The sequence below is a fragment of the Alcanivorax sp. MD8A genome, from assembly GCF_002888555.1.
Taxonomy (GTDB): Bacteria; Pseudomonadota; Gammaproteobacteria; order Pseudomonadales; family Alcanivoracaceae; genus Alcanivorax.
Genome location: NZ_AQOQ01000038.1, coordinates 1 through 20,930 on the forward strand (window position 1 = coordinate 1; position 20,930 = coordinate 20,930).

The following is a 20,930-nucleotide window of genomic DNA, read 5'->3' on the forward strand; positions in this document are numbered from 1 at the left end:
TTTTTGCTGATTAAATTTATGCGTGTCCCGTGTCCCGTGTCCCGTGTCCCGTGTTTCGCGTTGGATAGACCTCGTACTCTTTATCATTGAAATAAGCAGCCATTGATAAGACACACTGCCCCAAGGCCACGAGATAGCATGTTTCTTTCTTCTGAAAGGCATGAGTCGAGGAAGCAAATACGAGCCCAATAGAAATAATAAATAAACGCAACATGTTAGACATCTCCATATCTTTCTTTAACCAGCGTCGTAAATTTCGTTGGCAAATCCGGACCAGCGAACAGCTCACAACCTGTCGTTTCAACAATTTTATCCACGAAGGAAAAGTACTCCTTTGGATCGACATCCCAAGGAAAGTGTATAAAACGAAACAGAGCTAAATCCCCTGCCCTCCAGTGTGGAGTCTTCGACAAACACAAGTCCAATTGAAACAATTTTTCAGTATGGATCGCCGAAGTAGCCGGAGGAGGCCGACAACTCATGCGAACATAGTTATACCGACCTATATCGTAAGACTTTTTCCATTTAAACCACCAAACACTAAAAGTACTGGTGATGTTATTCCGATTAACTTTCACTATTACTCTTAAGTTAAGCAATACCAATGCACCAACCAGCAAAGGCAGTCCGACGACACTCATAACTCCAAAGATATCAAAGCGGTAGAGCATGAATAGATCGATGGCGAAAAATGGCAAGGACATAAACAACATAATCCTTCCACCATTTTCCTTTGAATCTGACCAATTGCTTTCAAATTCAAAAGTATTCTGATCAACCACATGGCTCTCCATACGTAAATTCATCCCAAACTACAATGTACTCCTCGAAGCCGAAGCTAGTTTCGAAAATTCCGGCCAGCATTATTTTCGCAGAGACTCGCGCGACACCGCCCAACTTCCGGACCGCCCCGCCTGCACACCCGCCAGACGAACAACTATCACCCTCGTAAACAGCTGCGCTGAAATCGACGGCTGCTGTAGCAGCGACCGTAGTTTCTCCACCTACGCCAAATAAATCCGTACATTTCTTATCACCATTATCCATGCATTCTTTGATAGTAACTTCGAGCAAAACAGACACACCAACCTCGGCACGACCAGATGCTTTGACAAGACCTTTAGTACAAGGCTCTTCGTCCTTACATTTGCTGACTTCATGATTAATAGACCCGCCAAAGTTCATGCTACCGCGCCCAAGCGCTCCTGCTTCAATTTTCCCAGACACACGGAAACCCCAACCCAGGTACTGATCTGGAACGGAGACTGCGACACCCAATCCTGGGGCTGGCCGGTGTCGGTGTGTTGGCCTGGAAGACCTACCAGAATTACCAGACCGGCAGCCAGGCCCAGGGGCAGCCTGCCGCAGCACAACAGGGTCAGCCGCTGGATCAGCTGCAAGGCGCAGATCAGGAGCGCCGGGGTCTGGAAATCCTTCAGGCGATGATCATGGCCGCCCGTGCCGATGGGCACATTTGCGCTGGCAGCCATGGCCGATTCTCCCCAGGCCGCTCGCGAAATCTATCTGGTCAGTGTGGTGATGGTGGACGAACAGAACCCCATGGAACGCGCCTGGCTGGACCAGCTCGCCTCTGCCCTGACGTTGGACGCAGGGCTGGCCGCTGAGCTGGAACAGCAGGTGCTGGCGCCGCGCTGAGGCCTGCGCGCCGTGTGATTAACGCTGGCGGGCCTTGAGGGCGGCGGCGTCCTGTTCGGCCCCGGCGAGAGCGGCTTCCAGCAAGGCGGGTTCCGCTTCGTCGCGCCACCAGAAGGCGGTTTTGCCCGGCTGTTGCACGGTCACCTGGGTGCCCATGATGGGGGTCAGCAGGGTGACATTACGTTCCCAGGCTGCGGCGGCGGCCCGCTCCAGAGGTTCAAACCAGTCATGCAGCGCCAGATCGAATGTGCTGTTGTGGATGGGGAGCATGGCGCGGCCCTTGAGATCGAGATGCGCCTGTACGCTCTGTTCCGGCAGCATATGCACCTTGCTCCACAACAGGTTGTAGGCGCCGGTTTCGATCAGGGTCAGGTCAAAGGGCCCCAGCCGTTCGCCGATTTCCCGGAAGCCCCCGAAGTAACCGCTGTCGCCACTGAAGAACAGGTTGCCACCCTGTCCCTTGATCGCCCAGCTGGCCCACAGGGTTTCATCCCGGTCGGAAAGGCTGCGGCCGGAAAAATGCTGGGCCGGTGTGGCGGTAAACTGCAGGCTGGCAATCCGGTGGGACTGCCACCAGTCCAGCTCGACGATCTTGTCGTCGGCAATGCCCCAACGGCGCAGGTGATTGCCCACTTTCAGCGGTACCAGATAGGTGCCGACCTTGTTGTCCAGCGCCAGCAGGCTGTCGCGATCGAGGTGATCATAGTGGTCGTGGCTGATGACCACGGCGGTAATGGTGGGCAGGTCGTCGAGCGCAAAGGGCAGGGGGTGAAACCGTTTCGGGCCGGCCCACTGCACTGGTGAGGCGCGGTCACTGAAGACCGGATCGGTCAGCACGGTGTGGCCGTCCAGCTGGATCAGAATGCTGGAGTGGCCCAGCCGATACACGGTGGCCTGGTCACCGGGCGCAGACAGTTCACCCGCCGGGATCTGGCGCAGTGGCAGCGGGGCGGTGGGGCTGGGAGCCTTGCGCTCGGTGCGCAGGTACATCTTGGCGATTTCCCACAGGTTGCTGGCGGCGGCGCTGCCGGCCATACCGGTGTTATAGAACTTCTGCTCCGGTGTGGAACAGGCCTTGAACAGACTCACTGCCATAACGAGGACTCCTGCAAATACCAGCCAGCGTATTTTCATGACGCACCAATAAAGTAAACTATACGGTGTAGTGTATATGGGTTTTGGGAAAAGTAAACTGCTTAGTGTAAAATGCGCCCCGACCCGGATTGCCTGGACAGTGAATCGACCATGACCGAACACAAACCGACCCGAAGCGAACTGAAGCGCCAGGCCATCCTGCAGGCGGCCCGTGATGCGTTTCAGGAGCGCGGGGTGCACAGCACCAGCATGGACGAGCTGGCCGCGTTGGCGTCGGTGTCCAAGCGCACGGTGTATAACCACTTTGCCAGCAAGGAAGCGCTGATCATGGCGCTGATGACCGAGCTGTGGCAGCAGGCCACGCTGCATGAAGGGCGCGATTACGAGCCCGGTGTGGCGTTGCATTCGCAACTGTGTGATTTGCTCGAGTCGGAAATCGAGGTGATCTGCAGTCAGGAATACATCGAGCTCAACCGGGTGGCGTTCGACCATTTTCTGCATCAGCCGCAGGCGCTGCGTGAACAGGTGGAAAAACTGTCTGCCCATGAGCCGGCCACCCGCCGCTGGATTCGGGCCGCGGTGGCCGACGGTCGCCTGGCAGAACTGGATGACGAGATTGCCAGCCAGCAACTCCATAACCTGATCAAGGGCAGCTGCTTCTGGCCGCAGTTGATGCAGATTGCCCCTTTGCTTGGCGCCCAGGAGCGGCACGATCTGGCGTCGCGCACGGCGGCGTTATTTTTGAGTCACTATCAGGCCTGAGCGCCGTCTTGCGGTATTAACCCAATGCATGCTTCCCCATGCGTAGGGATCAATGTCATCACTCCCCCGCTCTGGCTACACTGTGGTCTTTGTGCTTTTGCCCAAGACTGGAGTTCGCCGTGCCCGCCCCCTTTGCTGCCATCCTGATTGCCAACCGAGGCGAGATCGCCATCCGTATTGCCAACGCCTGTGCGGATCTGGGTATCCGTTCGCTGGGGGTGTTTGCCGAGGATGATCAGGCGTCCCTGCACGTGCGTCAGGTGGATGAGGCCGTCGCGCTGCCGGGCAGGGGCGTGCCGGCGTACCTGAACGGCGCGCAGCTGATTGCCGTTGCCCGTGAACATGGCTGTGAGGCGATTCATCCCGGTTACGGGTTTCTTGCCGAGAATGCGGCCTTTGCCGAGGCGTGTGCCGAGGCAGGGCTGACGCTGATCGGGCCGGGGGCGGACACGCTGCGGTTGTTTGGCGACAAGGCGGCAGCCCGGGCGTTGGCGGCGCGTTGCCAGGTGCCGCTGGTGCAGGGCACCGATCAGGCAGTGACGCTGGAACAGGCCCAAGCCTTCATGGCCGCGTTGAATGGCAGTGGCGTGATGATCAAGGCCCTGAGTGGTGGTGGCGGGCGAGGTATGCGAGCGGTTACTGACCCGGCCGATCTGGCCGCCGCCTATGCCCGTTGCCAGTCGGAAGCGCAGGCCGCCTTTGGTGATGACGCCGTCTACGTGGAGCAGCTGGTAAGCGCCGCCCGGCATATTGAAGTGCAGGTGCTGGGGGACGGCAGCGGGGCGGTGAGTCATCTGTGGGAGCGCGACTGCACCCTGCAGCGCCGCCACCAGAAGCTGGTGGAATTTGCTCCGGCACCGGGGCTGGAAGCGGCCCTGCGGGATCGCATTATCGACAGCGCCCTGACGCTGGCACGGGAAGTGAAATACCACGGCATCGGCACCTTCGAGTTTCTGGTGGAACCGGAACAGGATCGCTTCTACTTCATGGAAGCCAATCCGCGGGTGCAGGTGGAGCATACGGTGACCGAGCAGATCACCGGCGTGGATCTGGTGCAGAGCCAGATTCGTCTGGCGGCCGGTGCCAGCCTGGCGGATCTGCAACTGGAGACCCCGCCGGGGTATGACGGTATGGCGGTACAGCTGCGGGTGAATCTGGAAACCCTCAAGCCAGATGGCAGCACCACGCCAGCGGCGGGCACGCTCACCGCCTACGAGCCTGCCAGCGGGCCGGGGATTCGCGTGGATGGTTACGGCTATGCCGGTTATGCGGTCAGCCCTGCCTACGATTCCCTGTTGGCCAAACTGATTGTCTCGGGTGCGGATTATCCTGCTGTGCTGCAGCGCGCCCGTCGCGCCTTGAAGCAAACGCGCATTGCGGGCGTAAACAGCAACCTGCCGCTGCTGCAGGCGCTGTTGGCCAGTGACGATGTGCAGGCCAACGCGGTGACCACCCGGTATGTGGAAAGCCATCTTGACCCGTTGCTGGCGGTCCTGCCGGAAGAGGTCGCTTCCGGTCTGCCGATGACAACGACAACGCGGATTGAAAACGTCATTACCCCGGCCGGTTGTGAAGCACTGCTTAGCCCCTCCACTGGTGTGTTGGTGTCGTTACTGGTGAAGGCCGGCGCCACCGTGCAGGAGGGCCAGGTGGTGGCCGTGCTGGAAGCCATGAAAATGGAATTCGAAGTGCGCGCCACGGTGGCGGGGCGTGTGCATAGTTTGGCGGCCCAGGAGGGGGATGCCCTCAATGAAGCATCGCCACTGCTGTTTGTGGAGCCGGGTGAGGTGCACGGCGATGCCATCGCCACGGAAGAAAGCGTGGACCTGGACCATATCCGCAAGGACCTGGCCGAGGTACTGGATCGGCATCAGGCCATCAGTGATGCGGGGCGGCCGAAGGCGGTGGAGAAACGCCACAGCAAGGGCAAGCGCACCGCACGGGAAAACCTGGACGACCTGCTGGATGCCGACAGTTTCCAGGAATACGGCGCCATGGCGCTGGCCGCCCAGCGTCGTCGCCGCAGCAGTGAAGAATTGCAGGCCATGAGCCCGGCAGATGGTTTGATTGGCGGCACCGGCACCGTTAATGCCGAACAGTTTGGTGAGTCGGCCGCGCGGGTCATGGCGATGAGCTACGACTACACCGTGTTTGCCGGCACCCAGGGGATGATGAACCACAAGAAGACCGACCGGCTGTTGCAGCTGGCCGGGCAGTGGAAGATGCCGCTGGTGTTGTTTGCCGAGGGCGGTGGTGGCCGCCCCGGCGATACGGATTTTGTCGGCGTGGCCGGGCTGGATTGCCACACCTTTGCGGCTATGGCTACGTTGTCCGGGCAGGTGCCGCTGGTGGGCATTGGCTCTGGCCGTTGCTTTGCCGGTAATGCCGCTCTGCTGGGCTGTTGCGATGTGATTATCGCCACCGAGGATGCCACCATCGGCATGGCCGGCCCGGCCATGATTGAAGGCGGTGGCCTGGGTCGGTTTACCCCGGAACAGGTGGGCCCGGTGAGCGTGCAGGCCCCCAACGGGGTCGTGGATGTGTGTGTGCGCGACGAGGCCGAGGCCGTGGTGGTGGCCAAACGCTACCTGTCCTATTTTCAGGGCTCGGTGACAGACTGGCAGGCAGCAGACCAGCGGGAACTACGCCATCGCATTCCGGAAAAACGCACTCGCGTGTACGACATCCGCACCCTGATCGAGACCCTGGCCGATACGGATTCCGTGCTGGAGCTGCGCCAGGCATTTTCTCCGGGAATGATCACGGCGCTGGTGCGCATCGAAGGCAAACCGTTCGGTCTGATTGCCAATGATCCGACCTGTTTGGGCGGCGCTATTGATGCCGTGGGTGGCGACAAGGCTGCCCGTTTCATGCAGCTGTGCGAAGCGTTCGGGCTGCCGATGATTTCCCTGTGCGATACCCCCGGCTTCATGGTCGGGCCGGAAGCGGAAAAGCAGGCCACGGTGCGTCATGTGTCGCGCATGTTCGTTACCGCCGCCAGCCTGACCATTCCGTTTTTTACCCTGGTGCTGCGCAAGGGCTACGGCCTTGGGGCCCAGGCCATGGCCGCCGGCAGTTTTCATTCGCCCTTGTTCACTGCTGCCTGGCCCAGTGCCGAGTTTGGAGCCATGGGCCTGGAAGGGGCGGTGCGGTTGGGCTTTGCCAAGGAGCTGGCGGCGCAGCCCACCCCCGAGCGCCAGCAACGGCTGTTCGACAAGCTGGTGGCCAAGGCCTACCAGCAAGGCAAGGCGCTCAACATGGCCAGCTTCCTGGAAATCGATGCGGTGATTGATCCGGTGGAGAGTCGCCAGTGGATCTTGCGCGGGCTGAATGCGTCCGGCTTCAAGGCCGGCACCCACGGTGGCCGTCCGTTTGTGGATACGTTCTGAACGCGCGGTAGGAGCGTCGGTTATTCGCTACGCTCGGTGGCGGCGCGATAATCCAGGCCGGGAAGAAAGATTTACCACAGCAGCTCGACGCCACGGCGATTGAGACACCGGTTTCCCCACGGGTCAGTGTGCTCCGTGGTGAAGAGGGCCTTACCCGGCACCGGAATCGCGCCGCCAGCGACGCTCCTACAAAAGTACGGCACATGCCCCGTGCTACCGACTTGCGGACGAAATCTCTACACTGGTGTGATCATTGATTGATCAGGACGCCGAATGACTGTCTCTGCTCCGACGCCCCGTGCCTGGCCTTTGCTACCGCTGCTGTTCTTTCTGGTGGTGTTTCTCGGCAGTGGCCTTTACTACACCTCCACTGACACCGATTTCGCGTTTTACCAGATCAAGGCGCCGGTGGTGGCCATGGCGGCCATCGTGCTGTTTATGGTGATGGCGCGGGTGGCGGGCCAGCGGTTGAATGCCAGTGTGGAGCGTTTGCTGGCAGGGATGGGCCACCCCAATATTATTCTCATGTGCCTGGTGTTCCTGTTGGCCGGCGCCTTTGCCAGTGTCAGCGACAGCATTGGCAGTGTAGAGGCAACCGTGCAGTTGGGGTTGCGGATTATTCCTGCCGAGTGGGTATTGCCCGCACTGTTTCTTATTTCGGCGTTCATTGCCACGGCTATGGGGACGTCCATGGGCACCATCGCGGCGACGGCGCCCATCGCGGTGGGGTTCGCTTCTGCCACCGGCTTGCTTCTGCCATTGGCGCTGGGCGCGGTGGTGGGCGGCGCCATGTTTGGCGATAACCTGTCGATGATTTCCGACACCACCATTGCCTCGACCCGAAGCCAGGGCGTGTCGCTGAAGGACAAGTTCCGGATCAATATCTGGATCGCCCTGCCAGCAGCGGTGGTGACGGTGCTGGTGTTGATCGTACTGGGCGAGGGCGAACACCAGGTGGAAGCAAAGCCGTACACGTTTGCGCTGGTGGTCCCTTACCTGCTGGTATTCGGGCTCGCGTTGAGCGGCCTGAATGTGCTGGCGGTGCTGATCATCGGGATCGTATCGGCGGGCGTGACCGGTATGGTGCTGATGCCGGATTACACCCTTCCCAGCATGAACGGGGCGATCTACAAAGGCTTTGAAGGCATGTTCGAGATCATGCTGTTGTCCATGTTGATCGGTGGCCTGTCACAACTGATGACGGATCAGGGCGGCACCCGCTGGGTGATTGAACGCATCCATGGATTGACTCGCTGGTTGAAGCTGCCTCTGCAGCGCGCCGGGGAGGTAGGCATTGCCTTGCTGGTGGTGTTTGCCAATGTGTTTGTCGCCAACAACACCGTGGCCATCGTGCTCACCGGTGACATGGCCCGTGACATCGCCACGGATCATGGCGTCGACCTTCGTCGTTCGGCCAGCCTGCTGGATATCTTTTCCTGTGTGGTGCAAGGGTTGATTCCCTACGGTGCCCAGGTGCTGTTGGCCTGTTCCATTGCCGCCATTTCGCCGCTGGCGCTGATTGGCAGCATCCATTACTGCTGGGTGCTGGCGGCGGCCGGCATCGTGGCCATTGTCGCCAATCGTCCACGGCTATCCTCTTCGGCCTCCCCGGTCTGATCTCCTACACGTCTTCCTGAATTCGGCCTACGCCGGTTTGTGCTGCCTTCTGGCACAGTCCGGTGCGAGGCTGTTGTTCAGGAGTATGTGGTGACTGTTTTTCTGAAAAGTGTGTGCGTTTTTCTGTTCTCTATTGCGTTGGTGGCAGCGGCACAACCGCCGGCGTTGCAGCTGGCCAAGGTGTATCAGCCGGGCATGCCCCTCGACGGTTATTGGGTCAGTGAAAAACTGGACGGGGTAAGGGCCTACTGGGATGGCGCACAGCTGTGGAGCAAGGGCGGCAATCGAATTGCCGCGCCTGAATGGTTCACCCGCGGTTATCCGGATCAGGCCATGGAAGGGGAATTATGGATGGGGCGGGGACGCTTTGCCGAGGTGTCAGCGGCGGTTCGCCGGTTGCGTCCACAGGCGCAGGAATGGCGGCAGATCCGTTTGATGCTGTTTGATTTGCCAGAATCGCGGCAGCCCTTTGCGGTGCGGGTGCAAGAGATGCGAGCGCTGGTGGCCGCGTCATCTTCCTATACGCTGGAGGTGGTTACGCAAACCCCGGCCACCGACCACGACAGGCTGATGCAGCAACTGGACAAGGTCATGGCGCGTGGTGGGGAAGGGTTGATGCTTCACCATGGCGATAGCGTGTATCACGCGGGCCGCAGTGATGCGGTGTTGAAGGTAAAGAGTTACCAGGATGCCGAAGCCAGGGTGACGGGACATGTGGTAGGCCAGGGAAAGTTTGCTGGCATGCTGGGCGCCTTGCAGGTGGAAACGGACGATGGTCGCCGGTTTCGTTTAGGGACAGGTTTCAGTGACGCCGAGCGCCGCGATCCGCCGCCGATTGGCAGTACCGTCACGTTCAAGTATTACGGACTGACGGCCACGGGTCTGCCAAGGTTTGCCAGCTTTTTACGGGTAAGAAGGGACGAACCGCTCAATTAGCGGCCCGCTACCTGCGCTGCCGGCTTGTTCCGAAAAGCACTTTACTGCATGGTGTTCAGCAACACGTTGCAGCAGGACATGGCATGCGCAACCCTTCTTCACCGGTGCAGGAATCCGCAACCGCTGCGTCTTCCCTGTCGCTGGTTTCTGACAGCGATCAGGCATTCACGTTACGTGTGACATTGGCGCGCCTTGCGACCCGAACGCTGGATCTTCAGTACTACATCTGGGATGACGACACCACGGGAAAGCTGCTGATCTACCGGGTGCTGGAGGCGGCTCGCCGTGGGGTAAAAGTGCGGATGTTGCTGGATCACGCCAACCAGTTGGGACGGGATGTGAAATGGGCCGTGCTGGATGCGCACCCCAATATTGATGTGCGCTTGTTCAACCCGTTTCGGGGGCGATTCAAACATTTCCTTCAATGGTTGTACCACGCACCACTGCTGAACCATCGCATGCATAACAAGGCCTGGATTGCGGATGGTGAGCATGCCCTGGTGGGCGGGCGCAATATCTCCGATCACTACTTCGGGGTGAACCCATCCAGTAATTTTCGTGATCTGGATCTGTACGCCAGTGGTCCCATTGCTGCCGAGACTCGTGACGCCTTCGAAGCCTACTGGAACAGCGAGTTGGCGGTGCCCATGAAGACCCTGCGTCGCTATGGTCCTGAGCGGGCTGAGCGGGCCTGGCAGTGGTTATCGCGCTGGCGCCAAAGCCTGAAGGGTTACCCTTACCTCTTCCCTCAACATGAACAATTTTTCCGTGACTACCTGACCAGACAACAACAGCAATGCCATGTGGCAAAGCCTGTGTTGTTGTTCGATAGCCCCGCCAAGGCAGCGGGTGCACGGCAGGCATTGATGGGCAATCAGCTGGCGCGGTTACTGGCCCGGGATGATCACCATGAGGTGCTGATCGAAGCCAGTTATTTTATTCCCGGTGAGGACTTCGTCTCGGCGTTATCCGGGTTACGGCAGCGAAACGGCCGGGCAGCGGTGTTGACCAACAGCCTGGCCACCAATGATGTGATTGCCGCCCATGGTGCTTATGCCCGTTATCGCAAGGCGTTGGTCGAGGCCGGAGTAGAACTGCATGAATTGCAGCCCAATGCGCGGGCATTACACCGTCAGGTCAGACTGTTTCGCGGTCGCTCGCGGGCCAGTCTGCATACCAAGGCCATGGTGCTGGACCGGCGTGAAGTGTTTGTGGGGTCGTTCAATATGGACCCCCGGTCGGTGCACCTGAATACCGAAATGGGCTATTACGTCGTCTCGGACAGTCTTGGGCAGGAAGTGGCAACCTTCATTGAGGAAGGGTTGGCCCCGGCCAACAGTTTTCGTCTGGAAAGCGACATGGGCAAACTGCGCTGGGGAGGCGATGGTGACGCTGGGGAGCCGGCACTGTATCGCCATGAGCCGGGGGTCACCGTGTGGCGCCGTCTGATGGCATGGTTGCTGTCGTTATTGCCCATTGAGCGCATGCTGTAACCCACGCATGCTGAGTGGCACTGCTTATGGTCACGCGCCGCTCCCTAAGCCCAACACAAGGACATACCATGACCCAGCCATTCTGTTTTCGTTTTCGCGTCCGCTATAACGAATGCGACGCCCAACAGGTGGTGTTCAACGCCCGCTATGGCGATTACGTGGACATCGCCATGACGGAATTCATGCGTGCGTTGGGGCGGGATTACAACCAGCTGCTGGCTCAGGGGCTGGATAACCAGGTAGTGAAACTGACGACCGAATGGCAGTCGTCAGCGCGTTTTGACGATGTGCTGGATATCTTTGTGTCGCTCACGCACATGGGTAATACCTCGTTCACGCTGGAAGCCGATATTCGTCATGCGGATGAAGGGCGAGCGGTCGCCCGTTCCGAAGCGGTGTACGTGATGATGACCACCGAGCCGTTTGCGAAAACCCCGGTGCCGGATGACCTGCGTGAGTTGCTGCAAGCCGGGGCACCGGGTGTGGTGATCGATCAAAGTGGACGTGTCTAGCGGAGTCTCAGTCGGGCGCCACGTTTAGCACCACCTTGCCCTTGGCGGTGCGAGAGGTGAGTGCCGCCAGGGCGCGTTCATACTCTTCAAACGCGAACACTTCGCTGATGCGCGGCTTGAGCTTACCCTGACCGTACAGCTGGAACAGTTCCATGATGTTCTGCACGTTGGTCTGCGGCTCTTTCTGGGTGAAGGCGCCCCAGAATACGCCGACAATGGCGCAGCCTTTCAGCAGGGCCAGGTTGGCGGGGATTTTCGGGATGTCACCGGCGGCGAAACCGACCACCAGCAGACGCCCGTTCCAGGCCATGTTGCGGATCGCCGCTTCGGTATACTTGTCGCCCACCGGATCGTAGACCACATCCACCCCTTTCGGATAACGCTGCTTGAGCGCGTCTTTGAGGTCTTCTTCGGCGTAGTTGATCAGGTCGTCGGCGCCGGCTTCCTTGGCCACGGCCAGCTTGTCTGCGCTGCTGGCGCAGGCAATGACGGTGGCGCCCATGGCTTTGCCCAGCTCTACCGCCGCCAGGCCAACGCCGCCGCTGGCACCCAGCACCAGCAGGGTTTCCCCGGGCTGGATATTGGCGCGCTGCTTGAGGGCGTGGTAACTGGTGCCGTAGACCATGGAGAAGGCGGCGGCGGTTTGGTCGTCCATGCCGTCCGGCACCGGTATCAGATTGGTTTCCGGTACCAGGATTTCTTCAGCAAAGGCGCCGTAGCCAGTGAGGCCCATGACCCGCTGGCCGGGCTTGAAGCGCTGCACGCCTTCACCCACAGCGATCACTTCGCCGGCCATTTCGCCGCCGGGGGAAAAGGGCAGCTCCGGTTTGATCTGGTATTTGCCTTCAATGATCAGGGTGTCAGGGAAGTTGAGACCGGCGGCCTTCACTTTCACCTTCACCTGGCCCTTGCCGGCCTCGGGGGACGGGATGTCGTCGATCACCAGCTTGTCGGCTGGTCCCAGTTCCTTGCACAAGATTGCGCGCATGCGTAGCTCTCCCGGAAATCAGTTTTTTATGTGCAGGAAACGCTAACGCTGATAGCGGCATTAGACAAATGCATGGGACGCATTGGGGAAGATAAAGGGGGATAATAGCTGTGAGCTGTGAGCTGTGAGCTGTGAGCTGTGAGGGGCAAGCTGCAACGCGGATCAGGCTGGTGGATTTTGAATGGCCGTGCCCGCGGGGGAGGCGGAGCGGTTTTGTGCTGCGATTCGCGTTTCAGGCCTGGTCGCGGGCAGTGAAAACCAGTATGTGCTCACTTGGCCCGCGACTCATAGCTCAGAGCTCAAGGCTCGCAGCTGTCTTTTCAACCGTTCTTCTCGATATGCGCCAGCACGTTGGCGAGACGGTCGACAAGAATCTTGTTGATGCTCTTTTCCAGCACCCGGCCCAGTTCGTCGCTGACTACGGCATCGGCCAGCGGGCGGATGCGGGTGATGAAGTCGGCCAGTTTGGGCACGTCTTCCCCTTCGGGCAGGGCATCGTCGCCGTACTTTTCGTCCACCAGATGGTGAATGATCATGCCGATAAAGCGTTCTGCCAGCTTGTCGACCTCTTCACGAACCAGGGTGACATGGGTAAGGACGGCATCCAGCGGAACACCGGCTTCGCTCAGTTCCTTGCCTGCGTTGTAGACGCGAGGATAGGGGATACGCAGGCGCATGCCTTCAGGAATGATGTAGCCCAGCTTTACCGCTTTGGTCATCACTTCCGGGGTGATGTCCTCGCCGAAGTCGTCGAGCAGATCCTGGTAGTCCAGATAGGAGGGGACGCCCGGGTTCTGCCAGGAAGTCACCGCTACCTCGAGGCCGAGGATGTCATTGAGTTCGCGGCCCTGTTCCCAGGCGCTGAGCAGGTCACGAATGTTATTGAGCGTGTAACCGCGCTCCAGCAGGGCGCCGATGATTTTCAGGCGGGCCAGATGCACATCGGTGTAGATGCCGGTTCGGCCGCGCTTTTCAGGCGGTGGCAGAATGCCGCGGTCCTGATAGGCACGTACGTTCCGCACCGTCGAGCTGCCTTCGCGGGCCAGCTCGTCGATGGTGTATTCCTTGTGGGTACCGGCGTCGGCCGGGGCGTCCTCTGCGGCAGGCTGGGTGTATTTCTTCAGGCTGCGCAGGATGGCTGCGGGGTTACGGTCACTGGTTTTCATGCCGCGATGATAGCCCGGTTTTTGCACAGGCGCTACAGGCTGCAGGCCAGAGTGTGTGCCGGTTCGAGACAGAAGGGTTCGCTGGCCGCAGAGCGGTGTGTCGCTCTGCGGCCAGCGGGTTTGGCTTACGGTGAAAGTTCTACCTGGGCCAGGTTTCTTGCCAGGCTTGGGGTAAAGCGTCCCAACCATTGCATGCCCACGGCTTCGGGGCTGACAGGGACCACTGCCTGGTTGGTTTCCACGGCGCGGACAATGGCGGCAGCCACCCGGTCGGGGGTAAACGCGCGACGCTGGTAAAGCTTCTGTGCGCTTTCCTGACGGCGGCTCTGTTCATCCTCATCGACACCCACAAAACGGGTGTTGCCGGCGATGGCCGTGTTGACGATGCCGGGGCAGATGGCGCTGACGCCGATGCGGTGGTCCGCCAGTTCGGCGCGCAGACATTCGCTGAACATCAGCACGGCACTTTTGCTGGTGGCATAGGCAGGCAGTACCCGCGACGGCATGAAGGCAGCGGCAGAGGCCACGTTGATGATATGGCCGGCCTTGCCCTGATCGATCATCTGTCGGGCGAACAGGCGGCTGCCGTGGATCACGCCCCACAGGTTGACTCCCAGCACTTGCTGCCAGTCTTTCACACTGGTTTCCATCAGGCCGCCTGACAGGCCGATGCCGGCATTGTTGACGACGATGTCCAGGGCGCCAAATTCCTTCTCCACGTATGTGGCCAGGGTTTCCATGGAGCGGGTATTGCTGACATCGCACTTGCGGCTCAAGGCGGTGCCGCCTTCTGCCAGAATCACATTGGCGGTGGCCGCTGCGGCATCGGCATTGATGTCGGTGCACAAGACGGTGGCGCCGCGGCGACCGAAGGCCAGCGCGGTCTCGCGTCCAATGCCGGAGCCGGCACCGGTGATCAGTGCCACTTTGCCTGTATCGGGTCCATGGTGGGCGTTGGCATCCACTTTGGCGCGCTTCAATTGGGCGCTGGCCGGGCCGCCCTCGATATGCTGGATAAATTCACGTACCCATTTGGCGGTCACATCGGGGTATTGCTGCAGCGGCCCCCAGTGGCCGGTATCCAGCTCGCGGCGCCAGAGCTGGTCGGTCCATTTTGGCAGGTCTTCGAGCATGGCCGGGCGCACATAATTGTCTTCCCGCGCCACGATCAGTTGCACAGGGACTTTGGTGTAGCGCTCGCGGGGTTTGAGCAGGCAGGGAATCATATTGGCGCGGTACAGCTCGATACCGTGCACACCATCTTTCAACTGGCTGGCGCTGGGTTCGATGTCGAGATTCTCGGTGCGCTTGAGCACTCCGGGCCAGGCCTTGGCCAGCCCGGCTTTCCACAGGGCCGGTGCCAGTACCGGCAGCTGGAAGGCGCCGATGTACCAGGAATGGGACAGTTGATTCAGTACCGCCGCCGGGTTCTGCTTCAGGTTGGTTTTCATCCACTGGCCCACGTGATCCAGGCAGGGGCCAGACAAGGTGGTGTACGAGGCGATCCGCTGTTCCGCGCCGGGGTCGGTGACCGATTCCCAGGTCTGGATGGAGCCCCAGTCGTGGGCCACCAGGTGAACCTTTTCGTCAGGACATTCGGCATCCATCACGGCGTGCAAGTCGTTTCGCAGCTCACGCAGCTTGTAGGAGGCGCGCCCTTTGGGCACCGAAGAGTCGCCGGCACCGCGTACGTCGTAGGCGACGACCTTGAAGTCGCGGCTCAGTCGTTCGGCGACTTTTTCCCACACATGATTGGCATCCGGATAGCCGTGCACCAGCACAACGGTGGGACTCTTGTCATCGCTCCAGGTTCTGACCGCCAGTTCCACGTCACCGCGGCGTACCTTGCTGTCGCGCCATTGCACCATCTTGTGTGTCCTCGTTGTACTGTCTGTCGACTCTGTCGTCGGTTATTGCGTCAGTGTTGGGGGATCCAGGGTCAGCGCGTCGGCGCCCTGACTCAGCCAGCGTGGGCCATGATCATCCATCACCAGAAACTCATTGCCGGCCACGGTGTGGCCATCGCGGCTGAGGCTGAACTGCCATTGCCACAGGCCCGGGATCAGTGCCCCCTCGGCAATGCGGTTGCCCTCCGGCAGATTGCCGGTGATCGGTGCCAGCCTGTGGCGCTGCTGAACGTCCGGAAACCGAGCCGCCAATTGTTGTGGGCTGTGCCCGTGGGCCAGCGTTGCCGGCAAGGCTTGCCGCCATTCCTCCAGTTCGTGCTGCAGGGCGACCAGAGCCGGTTCTTCGGCTGGGCCGGCCAGGCTGGCTTTGGCGGCATAGCCGTTCAGGACGGCATCGCAGCGCAGTATATAAGTCATACCCTGACGGTAGCGGCGTTTGCCCGGTCTGTTGAGGCCAAAGGGGCGAGCGCGGTTGTGGCCGGAAAAACGTACCTTGGGCGGTCGGGCAGGATCGAAGACCTGATGGGCCCGCAGCCAGTCCCGCATGAGTTGTTCGCAGTCAGCAACGGTCATGCCCGGTTGCAGGGAACCGGCAATGATCTGCACGCATTTCTCGGCGTAATGTTTCGCCTTGAGATAAGGGGCCAGCGCCTGCTGGTCCGGGGTCCAGAACGCGGTCATGGCGCCTCCGGGTTGTTGTTAGATGGCTATCGATACTTACACTCGTCAATGTGACAGTCAACTGGCCGAGTTGGCTTTGCACCACGGGGGGCTTTCCTCCAGGGCCAATCGGGTCTTACAAAACTTGAACATTTTCTTCGCGTGAACTTCACATCTTGCTGGCGCTGAGTTGTTAGGGTGGCGGCCTTGAATACCATTCAAATTCTAGCTTCTCCGGGCTGGGTCGAGCGGCGAGTCCGGGGAAAAGGAGAGGAGCGTGTCGCATCAAGTCCGGTTAGCCCCAAACCTCATTCTGCTATTGAGCCTGTTGCTGTCGTTATGGGTACCAACGGCGTCGGCTCAGGCGCCATCATCCGCGCAAAGCCAATACGGTGAACTGGCCGATGCGCTGGAAGATGACGGTCGTCGTGAGCGCTTGATCGAGCAGTTGCGTGGCCTGGAGCGTGCCGCTGAGCCTGCCCCGTTGGGAATGGAGGGTGAGGTGCCAGCCGCGCAGATTGCGGCCAGCTCGCCCAGTGGCCAGACCGCAGAACAGGTCTCCTTCGCTCGTCGGATGGCCGCGGCAACCGGCAATATTGCCGGGGACCTGGGGCAGCAGTTTGCAGCCATAACCGGGGTGGTAACCGGCTGGTTTGGCAGCGATAGCGGTGCCGGGGTGGCCCCGGCCTCTGAGACTGCGCTGGACATGAAGACGGTGGGGGCCGCGCTGTTGAATCTGGCGATGCTTGTGGTGGCTACCTTTGTGGTGTTCTGGGCCCTGCGGGCTCTCGCAGGGTCGGCATTTATCCGGTTGAGTCGCTGGGCAAGCAGAGGGTCAGAGAAGCTGGCGATCCTGCGTACGGCTGCTGCGGTGGGTATGGCGGCTGTCGCGGATATTGTGGTGGTAGCCCTGGCCTATCTGGCCGGGAGTTTCATCGCCTCTTTGTTGACGGAACAGCTGGCCGCAGATGCCACTCGGTTGGCGCTGTTTCTGAATGCGTTCCTGGTGGTTGAGCTGGTGAAGGCGGGGTTGAGGATGTTGTTCTCCTCCCGGTACGAAGGCTTGCGCTTGCTTCCGGTCGCGGCGGAGCAGGCGCGTTACTGCAATCGCTTTCTTGCCCGCGAGGCGGGGCTGATTGGCTATGGCATGCTGGTACTGGTACCGGTGCTGAACTTCAATGTGTCGCCGTCGGTGGGGAATGGGATGGGTACGCTCATTATGTTGCTGGCCCTGGTGTATGCAGCCCTGGTGATCTTGCGTAAACGGACGGTGCTGCGAACCGCCCTGGCGCAACGGGCCGAGCATCACCATGGCCCGGCCCGCCTGGCCTTGCTGGGCTTGTCACGGGTGTGGCACGGCCTGGCCCTGGCCTATGCCTTGCTGGTGTTTGCGGTGACGGTGTTGAATCCGGAAACGGCGGTGCCTTTCGTGGCCGCGGCCACCTTGCAAACCCTGTTGTATGTGGGGGCGGGATTACTGGTGTCGGTGGCACTGGGACAGCTGATCGGCAAGGAAATCCGCTTGTCTGAGCGTATCAATGCGAGCATGCCGCGGCTGCAGGCGAGGGTGAACACCTATGTGCCGACCGGGTTAAAAGTGATTCGTGCCTTGATCCTGACGCTGGTGTTGGTGGTGTGTCTGGATGCCTGGAGGGTATATGACCTTGCCGCCTGGTATGGCACTGAGGCCGGTGCCATGACGGTGTCGGCGTTGCTGGATATCCTGATTATTCTGGCGCTGGCTGCAGCGGTCTGGGTGGCTCTCGCCAGCCTGGTCGAGCACAAGCTCAGCCCCGGTGAAAACAGCACCCCTGCACAGGCTGCGCGGGGTGAGACGCTGATGGGGCTGTTCCATACCACGCTGGCGATCACCATTATCATCATGACCGTGATGATTGTGCTGTCCGAGATCGGTGTAGATATCGCGCCGCTGATTGCTGGCGCCGGGGTGTTGGGGCTGGCCATCGGCTTCGGTGCGCAGAAACTGGTGCAGGATGTGATTACCGGGGTGTTTATTCAGCTTGAGAACGCGATGAACACCAACGACTTTGTTAGCGTCGGCAGCCATTCCGGCACCGTGGAGCGCGTGGGTATCCGTTCGGTGGCGTTGCGGGATCTTTATGGTACCTACCACATTGTGCCGTTCTCCTCGGTGGATGCCGTGTCGAACTTTACCCGTGAATATGGCAACCACGTGGGCGAGTACGGCATTGCTTACCGGGAAAGCATTGATGATGCCATCGTGCAGCTGGAGGCCGCCTTCGAGGCCCTGAAAGACGGCGAGCACAAGGACAATATTCTTGCCCCCATGACCGTGGCGGGGGTCACGGCCCTTGCCGACAGCTCGGTGAATATTCGTGTGGTCATCAAGACCACCCCGGGCAACCAATGGGCCGTGGGCAGGGCGTTTAACCGGCTGGTGAAGATCTACTTTGACAAGGCGGGGATTGAAATCCCGTTCCCGCATACCACCCTGTATTTCGGTGAAGATCGGGATGGCACGGCTCCTGCGGCCCCGGTGCGATTGACCGATGACCGGGTGGTGTCGACCCAGAGCGGAAAGTAAGTCTTGCCGGTATCTGACTCAACGCCCGCACTGCTGTGCGGGCGTTTTTGTGTGGTGACTTCATCACGGGGCGTGATGGCTATCGGTGTGCCAGGGGATCGAGGGATTTGGGGTGATTTGCCAGAAGGCAAAAAAAAGGGCCGGCAGAAGGTGCCGACCCTGGAATCACCGGAAAGGGAGAGCTCGGTGAATAAAAAACCTTATGCGGCGTCCCGCAGGATATCGCCGAGCAGCGCTTCGAAGTTTTCGAGGTGCTGGCGGTTATCGTGATCCCACGGATGGAAGCCGGGCTTGAACCAATCCAGCCAGGGCAGGGTAATGTTGCGGAAGATACCCTTCTTGCCCCAGGTGTGTTTGGCCACGGCGCGCCAGCCTTTCAGGTCGGTCAGGCCACCCTTGATCCGCACGTTGTGCAGGTAGAAGGGGATGAACAAGGCAAAGAAAATGCCGGTGGCCGCCACTAGCGCAAAGCTGCGCAGGGCGTAGGCGCCAACATTGCTGTCATCGCCCAGGGCTACCTGATAGACATCAAAGGCCACAGCCTTGTGCTCGGTTTCTTCCAGCGCGTGCCAGTTCCAGATGGCCTTGTAGCCTTCGTCGGCACCTTCCATCAGTTCTGGCAGGTCCAGCAGGCCGCCGCCGAGAATGGCGGTGAGGTGCTCCAGAGCCACGGTAGCGGCTAACTGGAAGCCTTTCGGCGAATAGTCCTGCAAGGCCTTGAGCAATTTGGCCACGGCCGCTTCCTGGGCATGCAGCGGGATGCCGCCCTGGGCCACAAAATCGTTGTACTCTTCGTGCTCACGGCCGTGCATGGCTTCCTGGCCAATAAAGGCGGTGACCGCTTTTTTCAGCTCGGGATCAGTGATCTGGTCACGGTAATTGCGTACGCTATCGATGAAAAAGCGTTCCCCCACCGGAAAGAACAAGCTCATGGTGTTCAGGAACTGGCTGACGTTCAGCCCGTCCTTGTGCCAGGTCAGGGCCTTGGCCGGGTTGAGGTTGAACTTCAGGTTGCGTCGAATCGGAAGAATCGAGATCGCTTTCATGGCGTACCTCCATAACTGTTACATCAGTTAATGATACAATTAACCCCTGAACCATCAAGGACTTTTCCGCCCAGGCATCACGACATGACAGACAATAAACAAGAAGTGGCAAATCGTTTACTTGATGGGCTGGTGGATTATCTGCTGGCCCGTCTGGCCCCGGCGCAGCTGGAGGGCTTGATCGAAACGGAACTGGATTACCTGCTTGAGCAGGCTGGCCGCTACACCCTGACAGAGTGGGTCAGCGCCGAGCAGATCCATCACACCGCGCGCAAGTACGCGGTAGAGATGCACATTAGTGGCGCGATTCCCGAACTGGTGGGCGACATGGTCGAGAAGTTCTACGACCAGGCGGCGGACAGTGACCGGGTGGTGGCGGATGTCATTGATGAAGATGTGGTGATGGCGCTGCTGGACAAGGTGCTTGAGATCCCGCTGTCGCGTCAGGGAATGGCGTGGCTGGGGCGTAACCCGGTGCTACTGGCGTTGCTGGCCGGGGGCGCCCAGATGGGCCTCAAGACCCTATTGCACCAGGGGCTGCCGGCGCCGCTGCGCGAACAACTGGGCAAGCGCTTGCCGGCACGCTGGGTGTCCAGCGTGGAAACCCGCCTGCAGGAATGGCTGCTGCGCCGTACCGAGCAGCTGCTGAGTGATCCCTATCTGTACCGGGACGAGAACCTGGACGAGCTGCGCGAGCTGGTGCTGGTGGCCTGGCAGGAGTTTGCCCAGCGCCCGGTGGCGGACGTGCGGGAGCTGGTGACCAGTGAAGATATCCAGGAACTGTTTGTGATCGGTTTCGAATACTGGCGGGAGCTACGTCATACCGATTATTTCAACAGTCTGCTGTTGTCCGGGGTGAATGCCTTCTTTGAAAAATACGGCGACACCAGCCTGACCGAGCTGCTGGAGGAAATGGGCGTCACCCGCGAAATGATGCTCGACGACGCCCGCCGCTTCGCCCCGCCGATCCTCGACAAGCTGCGCACGGAAGGCCTGCTTGAGGCGTGGCTTCGTCGTCATCTGAAGGGGTATTTTGAGGCGGAGGAGACGCTCGCGCTGTTGAGTGAACAGTGAACAGTGAACAGCGCGCGGTGTCGTCGTGTGCGGTTCTTGAACACAAGAGGCCGCGTCCCAGCG

At 60.1% G+C, this 20,930-nt stretch carries 16 protein-coding genes and 1 pseudogene; 9 read left to right on the forward strand and 8 right to left on the reverse strand.

Features of this window, described 5'->3' with window-relative positions:
* Positions 1–215: 215 nt before the first annotated feature.
* Both A15D_RS14920 and A15D_RS14925 read right to left on the reverse strand, forming a co-directional pair.
* Positions 216–806 (reverse strand): hypothetical protein, encoded by a 591-nt coding sequence (locus A15D_RS14920; RefSeq protein WP_158245820.1) that lies wholly within the window; start codon positions 804–806, stop codon positions 216–218.
* A complete protein-coding gene (locus A15D_RS14925; RefSeq protein ID WP_146026896.1) occupies positions 775–1,227 on the reverse strand; it encodes a hypothetical protein in 453 nt (150 codons plus the stop codon). The genes A15D_RS14920 and A15D_RS14925 overlap by 32 nt, the downstream gene beginning before the upstream one ends.
* A gap of 74 nt (positions 1,228–1,301) precedes the next feature.
* On the opposite strand from A15D_RS14925, the pseudogene A15D_RS14930 reads away from it, so the two are divergent.
* A pseudogene (locus A15D_RS14930) lies at positions 1,302–1,656 on the forward strand (DUF533 domain-containing protein).
* An 18-nt stretch (positions 1,657–1,674) separates the two neighbouring features.
* On the opposite strand, the gene A15D_RS14935 reads toward A15D_RS14930, so the two are convergent.
* Complete coding sequence (locus A15D_RS14935; protein WP_233192258.1) at positions 1,675–2,751, reverse strand: MBL fold metallo-hydrolase; 1,077 nt, start codon at positions 2,749–2,751, stop codon at positions 1,675–1,677.
* Positions 2,752–2,901: 150 nt separating this feature from the next.
* Between A15D_RS14935 and A15D_RS14940 the strand changes: the two genes are divergently transcribed.
* The 6 genes from A15D_RS14940 to A15D_RS14965 all read left to right on the forward strand — a co-directional run bounded on the left by A15D_RS14940 (position 2,902) and on the right by A15D_RS14965 (position 11,460).
* Complete coding sequence (locus tag A15D_RS14940) at positions 2,902–3,513, forward strand: TetR/AcrR family transcriptional regulator (RefSeq protein WP_102792589.1); 612 nt, start codon at positions 2,902–2,904, stop codon at positions 3,511–3,513.
* A gap of 119 nt (positions 3,514–3,632) precedes the next feature.
* On the forward strand, positions 3,633–6,902 hold the full coding sequence (locus A15D_RS14945) for a carboxyl transferase domain-containing protein (protein WP_102792576.1): 3,270 nt from the start codon (positions 3,633–3,635) through the stop codon (positions 6,900–6,902).
* 273 nt (positions 6,903–7,175) lie between these two features.
* On the forward strand, positions 7,176–8,519 hold the full coding sequence (locus A15D_RS14950) for a Na+/H+ antiporter NhaC family protein (RefSeq protein ID WP_102792577.1): 1,344 nt from the start codon (positions 7,176–7,178) through the stop codon (positions 8,517–8,519).
* Positions 8,520–8,609: 90 nt separating this feature from the next.
* Positions 8,610–9,455, forward strand: a complete 846-nt coding sequence (locus A15D_RS14955) for a DNA ligase (RefSeq protein WP_102792578.1) — start codon at positions 8,610–8,612, stop codon at positions 9,453–9,455.
* Positions 9,456–9,538: 83 nt separating this feature from the next.
* Entirely contained in the window at positions 9,539–10,948 is a 1,410-nt protein-coding gene (locus tag A15D_RS14960; protein ID WP_102792579.1) for a phospholipase D family protein, read from the forward strand.
* Between the two features lie 68 nt (positions 10,949–11,016).
* Positions 11,017–11,460, forward strand: coding sequence for a thioesterase family protein (locus A15D_RS14965; RefSeq protein WP_102792580.1), 444 nt, complete (start codon positions 11,017–11,019; stop codon positions 11,458–11,460).
* Positions 11,461–11,467: 7 nt separating this feature from the next.
* Here the strand turns inward: A15D_RS14965 and A15D_RS14970 are convergent, their stop codons facing one another.
* From A15D_RS14970 to A15D_RS14985, 4 genes are all read right to left on the reverse strand, one after another.
* Positions 11,468–12,448, reverse strand: coding sequence for an NADPH:quinone oxidoreductase family protein (locus A15D_RS14970; RefSeq protein WP_102792581.1), 981 nt, complete (start codon positions 12,446–12,448; stop codon positions 11,468–11,470).
* A gap of 320 nt (positions 12,449–12,768) precedes the next feature.
* A complete protein-coding gene (locus A15D_RS14975) occupies positions 12,769–13,614 on the reverse strand; it encodes a MerR family transcriptional regulator (RefSeq protein ID WP_022985858.1) in 846 nt (281 codons plus the stop codon).
* Between the two features lie 125 nt (positions 13,615–13,739).
* Positions 13,740–15,482, reverse strand: a complete 1,743-nt coding sequence (locus A15D_RS14980; protein ID WP_102792582.1) for an SDR family oxidoreductase — start codon at positions 15,480–15,482, stop codon at positions 13,740–13,742.
* A gap of 42 nt (positions 15,483–15,524) precedes the next feature.
* The gene (locus A15D_RS14985) at positions 15,525–16,202 is read right to left on the reverse strand and encodes a M24 family metallopeptidase (protein WP_102792583.1); all 678 of its coding nucleotides are present in this window, start codon (positions 16,200–16,202) and stop codon (positions 15,525–15,527) included.
* A 256-nt stretch (positions 16,203–16,458) separates the two neighbouring features.
* On the opposite strand from A15D_RS14985, the gene A15D_RS14990 reads away from it, so the two are divergent.
* Positions 16,459–18,747: a mechanosensitive ion channel domain-containing protein gene (locus tag A15D_RS14990; protein WP_102792584.1), complete on the forward strand. Its 2,289-nt coding sequence runs from the start codon at positions 16,459–16,461 to the stop codon at positions 18,745–18,747.
* Between the two features lie 200 nt (positions 18,748–18,947).
* Here A15D_RS14990 and A15D_RS14995 read toward each other — a convergent pair whose 3' ends face one another.
* Positions 18,948–19,793: a metal-dependent hydrolase gene (locus tag A15D_RS14995; RefSeq protein ID WP_102792585.1), complete on the reverse strand. Its 846-nt coding sequence runs from the start codon at positions 19,791–19,793 to the stop codon at positions 18,948–18,950.
* A gap of 84 nt (positions 19,794–19,877) precedes the next feature.
* Between A15D_RS14995 and A15D_RS15000 the strand changes: the two genes are divergently transcribed.
* On the forward strand, positions 19,878–20,867 hold the full coding sequence (locus tag A15D_RS15000) for a hypothetical protein (protein ID WP_102792586.1): 990 nt from the start codon (positions 19,878–19,880) through the stop codon (positions 20,865–20,867).
* Positions 20,868–20,930: the final 63 nt, after the last annotated feature.

Bases quoted from the DNA above. Each gene is read 5' to 3' on its own strand.
- A15D_RS14920 (WP_158245820.1), bottom strand. From the start codon at position 806: ATGAATTTACGTATGGAGAGCCATGTGGTTGATCAGAATACTTTTGAA.
- A15D_RS14935 (WP_233192258.1), bottom strand. From the start codon at position 2,751: ATGGCAGTGAGTCTGTTCAAGGCCTGTTCCACACCGGAGCAGAAGTTC.
- A15D_RS14940 (WP_102792589.1), top strand. From the start codon at position 2,902: ATGACCGAACACAAACCGACCCGAAGCGAACTGAAGCGCCAGGCCATC.
- A15D_RS14950 (WP_102792577.1), top strand. From the start codon at position 7,176: ATGACTGTCTCTGCTCCGACGCCCCGTGCCTGGCCTTTGCTACCGCTG.
- A15D_RS14960 (WP_102792579.1), top strand. From the start codon at position 9,539: ATGCGCAACCCTTCTTCACCGGTGCAGGAATCCGCAACCGCTGCGTCT.
- A15D_RS14965 (WP_102792580.1), top strand. From the start codon at position 11,017: ATGACCCAGCCATTCTGTTTTCGTTTTCGCGTCCGCTATAACGAATGC.
- A15D_RS14970 (WP_102792581.1), bottom strand. From the start codon at position 12,448: ATGCGCGCAATCTTGTGCAAGGAACTGGGACCAGCCGACAAGCTGGTG.
- A15D_RS14975 (WP_022985858.1), bottom strand. From the start codon at position 13,614: ATGAAAACCAGTGACCGTAACCCCGCAGCCATCCTGCGCAGCCTGAAG.
- A15D_RS14980 (WP_102792582.1), bottom strand. From the start codon at position 15,482: ATGGTGCAATGGCGCGACAGCAAGGTACGCCGCGGTGACGTGGAACTG.
- A15D_RS14985 (WP_102792583.1), bottom strand. From the start codon at position 16,202: ATGACCGCGTTCTGGACCCCGGACCAGCAGGCGCTGGCCCCTTATCTC.
- A15D_RS14995 (WP_102792585.1), bottom strand. From the start codon at position 19,793: ATGAAAGCGATCTCGATTCTTCCGATTCGACGCAACCTGAAGTTCAAC.
- A15D_RS15000 (WP_102792586.1), top strand. From the start codon at position 19,878: ATGACAGACAATAAACAAGAAGTGGCAAATCGTTTACTTGATGGGCTG.